Origin of the sequence: Rhodosalinus sp. K401, from assembly GCF_041365735.1 — a bacterium.
Taxonomy (GTDB): Bacteria; Pseudomonadota; Alphaproteobacteria; order Rhodobacterales; family Rhodobacteraceae; genus Rhodosalinus.
Map to the genome: position 1 here is coordinate 108,904 of NZ_JBGFSI010000010.1, position 9,389 is coordinate 118,292.

The following is a 9,389-nucleotide window of genomic DNA, read 5'->3' on the forward strand; positions in this document are numbered from 1 at the left end:
GGCGGTTCCGGAACGGGCGGCGCTCCGCCGCCGGGGCTGGCCCCGAAGCCCGCCATGGCCTATCGTGGTGGCGACCCTGACGCAGGAGCACCATGTCGCGACTTGTGCTAATCCTCGTGCTGGTGGCCGTGGTCACGGCCATGGCCGCCATCGCCGTCGCTGTGATCTCCGAGACGGGGGAGCGCACCGGGCGCGCGATGGGGCGCCCCGGCGGGCGGCTCAACGCCGTGCAGCGCATGGCCTATCTGCTTCTCATGGCGGTCATGCTGGGCACCGCCACCGGCCTGCTGGAGGCGGGCTGATGGCGCGGCGCTACGGCGGACGGTTCAGCCCGGAGGCGGGGGCGGAGGAGACGGAGGGCGCGCATCGCCTGTCCACCACCGCGACGGAATTCCGGATCGCGCCCGGCGGGGCCCGCGTCAACCTGCTCTACTTTCCGGCCGCGGTGCTGGCCGTCTTCTCGCTGGGCGGCGGGCCCGAGCGGCTTGCCCTGGGGCTCATCGGCGCGAGCCTCTGGGCGCTGGCGGCCTGGCTGACGCGCGAGGGGCTGCGCGCCGAGGCCGCCTGGCACGACCGCAAGGTCGCCCGCCGCCCGGCGATGCCGCGCAAGCTGTCCGCCTCGCTCCTGGTGGGCATCGGCACGGCGGTCGCCGCGGGCAGCGGCAACGGGGATCTTCCGGGCGCGCTGCTTTACGGCGTGATCGGGGCGGCGTTGCACGTCACGGCCTTCGGCGTCGATCCGCTCACCGACAAGGGAATCGAAGGCGTGGACCGCTTCCAGCAGGATCGCGTGGCCCGCGCCGTGGACGAGGCCGAAAAGCACCTCACGGCGATGCGGGACGCCATCGCCCGGACCGGCGACCGCCAGATCGAGGCGCGGGTGGAGCGGTTTCTCGCCACGGCGCGGAAACTGTTCCGCACGGTCGAGAACGACCCCCGCGACCTGACCTCGGCGCGAAAGTTCCTGTCGGTCTACCTGATGGGCGCGCGGGACGCCTCGGTGAAGTTCGCGGAGGTCTACGCGCGCGGCCGCGACGCGGGGGCGCGCGCCGACTACCTCGCTCTGCTCGACGATCTGGAGCAGAATTTCGCCGCCCGCACGGAGAAGCTGCTGGCCAACGACCACGCCGACATGAGCGTTGAGATCGAGGTGCTGCGCGACCGCCTCAAGCAGGAGGGCCTTCGGGCCGACTACCAACAGGAGTGAGTCCATGCCGATGTCCGAAAACGTCCGCCAGGAGGCGGAAAAGACCCTCTCGCTTGTGGAGGAGATGAACGCCGTGGTGCTGCCCGATCCCGCCGAGACGTCCGAGATCGTCCCCCTGGACGAGGCCGATACCGCCAAGAGCGGCGAGATCCGGCGCCGCATGGACGAGATCGACATCGCCGACACGAACTCGATCGTCTCCTTCGGCTCCGCCGCCCAGGCCGAATTGCAGGAGATCAGCCAGGCCATGCTGGCCGACGTGCGCAACAAGGACGTGGGCCCGGCGGGCGATTCGCTGCGCGACATCGTCACCACGATCCGCGGCTTCTCGGTGTCCGAGCTGGACGTGCGGCGTGAGCGCAGCTTCTGGGAGCGCCTGCTCGGACGCGCGGCCCCGGCCGCGAAGTTCGCGGCGCGCTACGAGGACGTTCAGGGCCAGATCGACCGTATCACCGAGAACCTTCTGCACCACGAGCACCGGCTTCTGAAGGACATCAAGTCGCTCGACATGCTCTACGAGAAGACCCTGGGCTTCTATGACGAGCTCGCGCTCTACATCGCGGCGGGCGAGGCCAAGCTGAAGGACCTCGACGGCAACGACATCCCCGAGAAGGAAAAGGCGGTGGCCGCGGCGCCCGAGGACGATCAGGTGATGAAGGCGCAGGAGCTGCGCGACCTGCGCGCGGCGCGCGACGACCTGGAGCGCCGGGTCCATGACCTGAAGCTCACCCGGCAGGTGACGATGCAGTCGCTGCCCTCCATCCGCCTCGTGCAGGAGAACGACAAGAGCCTCGTCACCAAGATCAATTCCACCCTCGTGAACACCGTGCCGCTGTGGGAAACGCAGCTCGCACAGGCGGTCACGATCCAGCGCTCGGCCGAGGCCGCGGCCGCGGTGAAGGAAGCCTCGGACCTGACGAACGAATTGCTGACGGCGAACGCCGAGAACCTGCGCGCCTCTAACAAGGCGATCCGCCAGGAGATGGAGCGCGGCGTCTTCGACATCGAGGCCATCAAGAAGGCCAACGCCGATCTGGTCGGCACGATCGAGGAGAGCCTTCAGATCGCCGACGAGGGCAAGGCGCGCCGCGCCGCCGCCGAGCAGGAACTTCGAAAGATGGAGTCCGAGCTGCGCGACACGCTGTCCTCCGCCAAGGCGCGCGCCACGGGCACGGGCGACACCGCGGCGACCGCCGTTCCCAAGGCGTGAACGGGATGCGGCGGGCGCTCTTCGCGGCGCTTTGCGTCGTGCTGGCGGGATGCGATGCGGCACCGGTGCCACCGGTCGCCGCCCCGCCCGCCCGACCGGACGAGCTGGCCCCGCCGCCCGCCCCCGCAGGGGATTCCGCCGCGCGCACCACGGAGAGCCGCCAGCTCGCGGCCTACTACGCAAGGGTGCAGGCCGACCTTCTGGCGCAGGGCCTGCTGCGCACCGACGGCGGCGGCCCCGACACGCCCTACGGGTCCGCGGATATCCTGCGCAACTTCGAGCGTATCGCCTTCTTCGACGAGTATACCCGCGGCGCCGGCCTGCGGCCGGGCCGGAACGTTTCCGGGCGGCTCAAGCGCTGGCCCGGGCCCGTGCGCATCGCGGCGGAATTCGGCGCCTCGGTGCCGCCCGCCCGACGCACCCGCGACGCCAACGCCGTGCGCGGCTACGCCGCGCGGCTGGCGCAGGTGACAGGGCATCCGATCTCGGTGAGTTCGCCGCGCGCCGCCAACTTCCATGTCCTGTTCATGGGCGAGGACGACCGCGACGAACTGCTCGCCCGCGTGCGCGGGATCGTGCCCGACATCGCGCCGGACGCGCTGGCGATCTTCGACGATCTGCCGCGCTCGATCCATTGCCTGGTGCTGGCGTTTTCGGGCACGTCGGGCGGATACGACTATGCCCGCGCCATCGCCTTCATCCGCGCCGAGCATCCCGACCTGATGCGCCTTGCCTGCATCCACGAGGAGATGGCGCAGGGCCTCGGGCTTGCCAACGACAGCCCTCGGGCGCGTCCTTCGATCTTCAACGACGACGACGAGTTCGCATTGCTCACCACTCATGACGAGGAGCTCCTGCGGCTGCTCTACGATCCGCGCCTCGAGATCGGCATGCGCCTCGAAGAGGCGCGTCCGATCCTGCGGGACATCCTCGAGGGCCGCGACGCCGCTCCGGAAAGCTGACGGGGCGCGCGGAGACTGGATTCGCCATCGCCGCGCGGTATGGTCTCCGCGGCGCGCAGCAAGGAGGCAGGCCATGCCGATCTTCGACTTTCTCTCCGGCCAGTTCATCGACGTCATCCACTGGACCGACGACACCCGCGACACCATGGTCTGGCGCTTCGAGCGCGAGGGGCACGAAATCAAGTACGGCGCGAAGCTGACCGTGCGCGAGGGGCAGGCGGCGGTCTTCGTCCACGAGGGGCAGCTCGCGGACGTGTTCACCCCGGGACTCTATTTTCTCGAGACCAACAACATGCCGGTCCTGACCTCCCTGCAGCACTGGGACCACGGCTTCCGCTCGCCCTTCAAGTCCGAGATCTACTTCGTCAACACCACCCGCTTCTCGGACCTGAAATGGGGCACGAAGAACCCGATCATCGCCCGCGATCCCGAATTCGGACCGGTGCGGCTGCGCGCCTTCGGAACCTACACCGTGCGCGTCGCGGACCCCGCGCGCTTCCTCCAGGAGATCGTGGGCACCGACGGCGAGTTCACGATGGACGAGATCAGCTTCCAGATCCGCAACATCATCGTGCAGGAGTTCAGCCGCGCGCTCGCCTCCTCGGGCATCCCCGTGCTCGACATGGCGGCGAACACCCGCGATCTGGGCAAGCTCGTCGCGCGCGAGATCCAGCCGACGCTTGTCGAATACGGCCTCGAGATCCCGGAACTCTACATCGAGAACATCTCGTTGCCGCCGGCGGTGGAGCAGGCGCTCGACAAGCGCACCTCGATGGGGCTCGTGGGCGATCTGAGCCGGTACGCGGAGTTCTCCGCGGCAGAGGCGATGACAAGGGCCGCCGACAACCCGGCGGGCGGCGGCATGGCCGCGGGTCTCGGCGCGGGAATGGGGATGGCGATGGGATCGCGGATGGCGCAACCCGGTCCATGGGGAGGCGCGGCCCCGGGCGCCGGGCAGGGCGCACAGCCTGCCGCCGCGCCGCCACCGCCACCGGTGGAGCATGTCTGGCACATCGCCGAGAACGGGCAGACCCGCGGCCCCTTCTCGCGCGCCGATCTTGGCCGGATGGCCGTCGCGGGCGAGTTCGCCCGCAACAGCTACGTCTGGACCCAGGGACAGGATGGCTGGAAGCATGCCGAGGACGTGCCCGAGCTTGCCCAGCTCTTCACCGTGATGCCCCCGCCGCCGCCAGGCAGCTGAGGCCCGCGGCCCGCCGGACACCAGGCCCATGGCACCCGAACCGCCCCCGCCGCCCGACGCGCCCGCGCGCGCCGCGGCCCCGCTGGAGACGCACCGCTTCCCCTGCGAGGCCTGCGGCGCCGACCTGCGCTTCGAGCCTCGCGCGGGCCGGCTCGTCTGCGATCATTGCGGCAACACCGAGCCGATGGAGACCCGTGACGGCGCCGCGGCCATCCGCGAGCTCGACTTCCGCGCGGCGCTGGAGCGGGCGCTGCCGCAGGCGGAGATGGAAGAGACGCGCGTCACCACCTGCCCCAACTGCGGCGCACAGGTGGAATTCGACCCCGAGCTTCATGCCCGGGACTGCCCGTTCTGCGCCACGCCCGTCGTCACCGACACCGGTATGCACCGCCACATCAAGCCGCGCGGCGTGGTGCCCTTCGCCCTCGACGAGCGCGCGGCGCGGCAGGCGATGACGCGCTGGCTGGGCCGGCTCTGGTTCGCGCCGGGCGGGCTGAAGCAGTATGCCCGAAAGGGCCGGAAGATGCAGGGCATCTACGTGCCCTTCTGGACCTTCGACGCCGACACGGCGAGCCGCTACAGGGGCGAGCGCGGCACCGCCTACTACGAGACGCGCACCGTGATGCGGGACGGCAAGCGCGTGCAGCAACGCATCCGAAAGATCCGCTGGCGGCCCGCCTCGGGCCGCGTCGCGCGGTTCTTCGACGACGTGCTGGTGCTGGCCTCGCGCTCCCTGCCCAAGACCTTCACCGACGCGCTCGAGCCCTGGGACCTCGCCGCGCTCGAACCCTACCGCCCCGAGTTCCTCGCGGGGTTCCGGGCCGAGGGCTACCAGATGGACCTCGCCCCGGGCTTCGAGGAAGCGCGGGCCCGCATGGACATGGTGATCCGCCGCGACGTGGCCTTCGACATCGGCGGCGACGCGCAGCGCATCCACGCCATCGATACCGATCTGCGCGACGTGACCTTCAAGCACATCCTGCTGCCCGTCTGGCTCGCCGCCTACAAGTATCGCGGGCGAACCTACCGCTTCGTCGTCAACGGCCAGACCGGGCGCGTTCAGGGCGAGCGGCCGTGGTCGGCCTGGAAGATCGCCCTCGCGGTGCTTGCCGGCCTGCTCCTGGCCGGGACCCTCGGCTTTCTTCTGGCCGCGAACCCCGACCTGCTGGAGCAGGGCTTCTGACCGCGATCAGCCCTTCCTGACGTCGATCCGGCGCGCGCCGGCGCTGCCGGTCATGCGGCGGGGCACCGTCACGGTCAGGACACCGTCCTTCATGTGGCCGTCCACCTTGTCCTGCTGCGCGTCCGAGGGAAGGCGGAAGGACCGGGTGAAGCTGCCGTACTGCCGCTCGCTGAAGAACCAGGTGTCGCCGCTTTCCTCGCGCTCCGACCTCTTTTCCCCCTTCACGGTCACCACGCCGTCATCCACCGAGACCTCGATGTCGTCCTCCGACACGCCGGGCAGTTCCATCGTGATCGTGTAGGACTCGTCGCTGCCCGAGGCATCCGACGCCGGTGCGAGCATCTCGGCGATGCGGGTGCCGAAGCTGCGAAACGGCTCGTAGAGCGAGGGCCAGAGGCCCGACATGCTGGATTTCTCGACCATTCGAATCTCCTCCGTCTTGCATGTTGGCGCGCGCAAGTCTGGCAAGGCGCGCGCCCGGCGTATTTGACCGGCGTCAAGCCTGCGCAGACTTGCATCGCCCGCTCCCGCGCGGCAGCGTGCCCCGGCGGCGAAACGGAGGCGAAGCGCCATGAAGGCAGTGTTGCAAAGGGTCTCGGAGGCGTCGGTGAGCGTCGGCGGCGCCGTCGTGGGCGAGATCGGCCCCGGGCTCATGGTCCTCGTCTGCGCCATGGAGGGCGACACCGAGGAGCAGGCGCGCAAGCTCGCCGCGAAGGCGGCGAAGCTGCGCATCTTCCGCGACGAGGACGGACGGATGAACCGCTCGATCCTCGACATCCGCGGCGCGGCGCTCGTCATCAGCCAGTTCACGCTCGCGGCCGACACATCGCGGGGCAACCGGCCGGGTTTCTCCGCCGCCGCACCGCCCGAGGAGGGCCGCCGCCTCTACGAAAGCTTCGCCGCGGCGCTTCAGGCCGAGGGCGTGCCCGTGGCGACCGGGCGCTTTGGCGCGGACATGCAGGTGAGCCTCGTCAATGACGGGCCGGTGACGATCCCGCTCGAGCTCTGACGGATCGGGGTTGGCAGCACGGCCCGGGATGCTAGTTAGCCCGCAGCGCGACGATTGGTCCAAGACGCAAGACAGGATCCGCCAAGTGCCGAATGCCGAGTTCCAGGATTTCGTGCCGGGCGCCGGCGCGGAGCGCGACTTCCGCGACGCGCTGGGCCGTTTCGCGACCGGCGTGACCGTCGTGACCTGCGCGGGCGCGGACGGACCGGTCGGCATGACGGCCAACAGCTTCTCGAGCCTGTCGCTCGACCCGCCGCTCATCCTCTGGGCACCGGCGCGCGGCTCCCATCGCTTCCCGGCCTTCGACGCCGCGGGCCACTTCGCCGTGCATGTCCTCGGTGCCGATCAGGACGAGATCTGCCAGGCCTTCGCGAAGAACGCCGATGCCTTCGACCTTCTCGACTGGCACAAGACACCGGAGGGCGTGCCGGTGTTCGACGCCTGTCTCGCGCGTTTCGAATGCGCCAAGCGCGCGGCCCACGACGGCGGCGACCACGAGATCCACGTGGGAGAGGTCCTGCGCGCCCGCAGCCGCGAGGGATCCCCGCTCATCTTCTTCGGCGGCGCCTACGGCGGCCTCGCCGGCCGCCCGTGATCGAGGGGGCGGCGTCGTCGAGGCGCTGACCGGCGGGACATGGCGGGCAGGCAGCCCGCCGCAAGCGCCCGGAAACTGTCAGGCAAGCTCCGCCGGCAGGTGCGCGTGGCCGCGAAAGCGGATGCGCCCGCCCGATCGTCTGCCGGCAACGACGCGATAGCCTGGAAACCGCGCGAGGAACCGCCCCACCGCGACTTTCCCCTCGAGCCGGGCGAGGCTCAGCCCGACGCAGACATGCGGCCCGCCCGCGAAGGCGAGGTGGCGGTTGGGCGTGCGGCCGATGTCGAAGCGGTGGGGCTCGGGGAACTGCGCCGGGTCGCGGTTCGCCGCACCGATCACGAGGTGCAGGTTCGTGCCCGGCGCGATGGTCTCGCCGCCGATCTCGACCGTTTCGGTCGTCTCCCGGTTGCCGAGCTGATTGGGCGACGCGTAGCGCAGGACTTCCTCGATCGCCGGGCCGAGCAGATCCGGATCCTCCAGCAGGCGCGCCTTCTGGTCCGGATGATCGTGAAGCAGCGCCAGCGCGTTGCCGATGAGGTTCGTGGTGGTCTCGTGCCCGGCGTTCAGGATGAAAATGCAGTTCTGCAGAAGCTCGGTTTCCGAAAGCTGGCCGTCCGCCCCCTCCCCCCGGATGAGACGGGTCAGCACGTCCGTCTCGGGGTCCCCCGGCCGGGCGCGGCGGCGCGCCACGAGATCCTCCAGATAGGCCGTGAATTCCGCCACGGCCGCATTGCCCCGGGCGAGGTGATCTTCGGACAAGGCCGGCTCCAGCGCGCCCAGGATCGCGAGCGACCAGTCGCGCAGCGGCCCGCGTTCCTCCATCGGCACGTCGAGCAGGTTGCCGATGATCTGGATCGGGATCGTGCTGGCGTAATCCTCCACGAGATCCACGGCCGCACCCCCGCGCCCCCGCTCGGCCATGCGCCCGAGCAGCGCGTCCACGACCGCGACAAGCCCCGGCTCCATCCGGGCGATGGCGCGCGGCGTGAGCGCCGAGGTCATGATCCGGCGCACGCGGGTGTGCAGCGGCGGGTCGTTGAAGACGAGCGACGTGGTGTGGTGGGTGTAAAGCGGTGTGCCCTCCCCAAACTTGGGCGCGAACGCCACCGTCTTGTCCGACGAGAAGCGGCGCGTGTCCCGGTAGATGCGGTCGAGATCCGCGTGGCGCGCCACCAGCACCGAACCGTCGCGCTGGCGCAGCACGGGCGCATGGGCCAGGAGCCCGGCATAAACCGGGAACGGATCGTCGGCGAAGCCCGGCGGCGGCGCCATCAGGTCGAAGCCGCGCGCCTCGGCTGCGGTGATCATGGCCCATCCTCCCGTCGCGGTGACCGGGGCGGAACCTGCCCCAGCGCCCGTGGCTTGGCAAGCCGGGCGCGCGCGCCTTGTCTCGCCCCCGCACGGCGGCTACACCCGCGCCAGGCGTCAACCAGCGCGAGGGACAGGACAGATGGCCACCGCCGCAGATTTCAACGACCGCATGCTCTCGCTCGGGCTGGCGCGCGTGGCCGAACAGGCCGCCATCGCCGCCTCGGACCTCGTGGGACGGGGCGACGAGAAGGCCGCCGACCAGGNCTCGTGGGACGGGGCGACGAGAAGGCCGCCGACCAGGCCGCCGTGAACGCCATGCGCGAGCAGCTGAACCGGCTCGACATCGCGGGGCGGGTGGTCATCGGCGAGGGCGAGCGCGACGAGGCGCCGATGCTCTTCATCGGCGAGGAGGTTGGCACCGGGAACGGCCCCGCCGTCGACATCGCGCTCGATCCGCTCGAGGGCACCACCCTTACCGCCAAGGACATGCCCGGCGCGCTCACCGTCATCGCCATGGGGCCGCGCGGCTCGATGCTGCATGCGCCCGACGTCTACATGGAGAAGCTCGCGGTGGGGCCCGGCTATCCCGAAGGCGTGGTGACGCTCGACATGGCCCCGGCGGAGCGGGTGCGCGCGCTCGCCGCCGCGCGCGGCTGCGCCGCCGCGGACATCACCGTCTGCATCCTGGAACGGCCGCGCCATGCCGGGATG

Annotated in this window: 10 protein-coding genes and 1 pseudogene; 9 read left to right on the plus strand and 2 right to left on the minus strand. The window is 70.6% G+C overall.

Annotated features, from left to right (window positions below; all coding sequences use genetic code 11):
• The first annotated feature begins 92 nt into the window (after positions 1-92).
• From AB6A66_RS12350 to AB6A66_RS12375, 6 genes are all read left to right on the plus strand, one after another.
• On the plus strand, positions 93-302 hold the full coding sequence (locus AB6A66_RS12350) for a hypothetical protein (RefSeq protein WP_371056134.1): 210 nt from the start codon (positions 93-95) through the stop codon (positions 300-302).
• On the plus strand, positions 302-1,207 hold the full coding sequence (locus tag AB6A66_RS12355; protein ID WP_371056135.1) for a 5-bromo-4-chloroindolyl phosphate hydrolysis family protein: 906 nt from the start codon (positions 302-304) through the stop codon (positions 1,205-1,207). Before AB6A66_RS12350 ends, AB6A66_RS12355 begins: the two co-directional genes overlap by 1 nt.
• Before the next feature lie 10 nt (positions 1,208-1,217).
• Entirely contained in the window at positions 1,218-2,417 is a 1,200-nt protein-coding gene (locus AB6A66_RS12360; RefSeq protein WP_371056143.1) for a toxic anion resistance protein, read from the plus strand.
• Positions 2,418-2,422: 5 nt separating this feature from the next.
• Entirely contained in the window at positions 2,423-3,379 is a 957-nt protein-coding gene (locus AB6A66_RS12365; RefSeq protein WP_371056136.1) for a DUF2927 domain-containing protein, read from the plus strand.
• 73 nt (positions 3,380-3,452) lie between these two features.
• On the plus strand, positions 3,453-4,580 hold the full coding sequence (locus AB6A66_RS12370) for an SPFH domain-containing protein (protein ID WP_371056137.1): 1,128 nt from the start codon (positions 3,453-3,455) through the stop codon (positions 4,578-4,580).
• A gap of 28 nt (positions 4,581-4,608) precedes the next feature.
• Complete coding sequence (locus AB6A66_RS12375) at positions 4,609-5,763, plus strand: TFIIB-type zinc finger domain-containing protein (protein ID WP_371056138.1); 1,155 nt, start codon at positions 4,609-4,611, stop codon at positions 5,761-5,763.
• A 6-nt stretch (positions 5,764-5,769) separates the two neighbouring features.
• On the opposite strand, the gene AB6A66_RS12380 is transcribed toward AB6A66_RS12375, so the two are convergent.
• Positions 5,770-6,186: an Hsp20/alpha crystallin family protein gene (locus AB6A66_RS12380; RefSeq protein ID WP_371036966.1), complete on the minus strand. Its 417-nt coding sequence runs from the start codon at positions 6,184-6,186 to the stop codon at positions 5,770-5,772.
• 148 nt (positions 6,187-6,334) lie between these two features.
• Between AB6A66_RS12380 and dtd the strand changes: the two genes are divergently transcribed.
• Together dtd and AB6A66_RS12390 are read left to right on the plus strand one after the other, a co-directional pair.
• Complete coding sequence (gene dtd, locus AB6A66_RS12385; RefSeq protein WP_371056139.1) at positions 6,335-6,772, plus strand: D-aminoacyl-tRNA deacylase; 438 nt, start codon at positions 6,335-6,337, stop codon at positions 6,770-6,772.
• An 85-nt stretch (positions 6,773-6,857) separates the two neighbouring features.
• Positions 6,858-7,367 carry a flavin reductase family protein gene (locus tag AB6A66_RS12390; RefSeq protein ID WP_371036968.1) on the plus strand — a complete coding sequence of 170 codons (510 nt, stop codon included), beginning with the start codon at positions 6,858-6,860 and terminating at the stop codon, positions 7,365-7,367.
• 78 nt (positions 7,368-7,445) lie between these two features.
• Here AB6A66_RS12390 and AB6A66_RS12395 read toward each other — a convergent pair whose 3' ends face one another.
• On the minus strand, positions 7,446-8,675 hold the full coding sequence (locus AB6A66_RS12395; protein WP_371056140.1) for a cytochrome P450: 1,230 nt from the start codon (positions 8,673-8,675) through the stop codon (positions 7,446-7,448).
• 142 nt (positions 8,676-8,817) lie between these two features.
• Between AB6A66_RS12395 and AB6A66_RS12400 the strand changes: the two are divergent.
• Positions 8,818-9,389, plus strand: a pseudogene (locus tag AB6A66_RS12400) (fructose-bisphosphatase class II); the annotation flags it as partial.

Excerpts from the sequence above, each read along its gene's own strand:
- AB6A66_RS12350 (WP_371056134.1), top strand. The coding sequence starts at position 93 with ATGTCGCGACTTGTGCTAATCCTCGTGCTGGTGGCCGTGGTCACGGCC.
- AB6A66_RS12355 (WP_371056135.1), top strand. The coding sequence starts at position 302 with ATGGCGCGGCGCTACGGCGGACGGTTCAGCCCGGAGGCGGGGGCGGAG.
- AB6A66_RS12360 (WP_371056143.1), top strand. The coding sequence starts at position 1,218 with ATGTCCGAAAACGTCCGCCAGGAGGCGGAAAAGACCCTCTCGCTTGTG.
- AB6A66_RS12365 (WP_371056136.1), top strand. The coding sequence starts at position 2,423 with ATGCGGCGGGCGCTCTTCGCGGCGCTTTGCGTCGTGCTGGCGGGATGC.
- AB6A66_RS12370 (WP_371056137.1), top strand. The coding sequence starts at position 3,453 with ATGCCGATCTTCGACTTTCTCTCCGGCCAGTTCATCGACGTCATCCAC.
- AB6A66_RS12375 (WP_371056138.1), top strand. The coding sequence starts at position 4,609 with ATGGCACCCGAACCGCCCCCGCCGCCCGACGCGCCCGCGCGCGCCGCG.
- AB6A66_RS12380 (WP_371036966.1), bottom strand. The coding sequence starts at position 6,186 with ATGGTCGAGAAATCCAGCATGTCGGGCCTCTGGCCCTCGCTCTACGAG.
- dtd (WP_371056139.1), top strand. The coding sequence starts at position 6,335 with ATGAAGGCAGTGTTGCAAAGGGTCTCGGAGGCGTCGGTGAGCGTCGGC.
- AB6A66_RS12395 (WP_371056140.1), bottom strand. The coding sequence starts at position 8,675 with ATGATCACCGCAGCCGAGGCGCGCGGCTTCGACCTGATGGCGCCGCCG.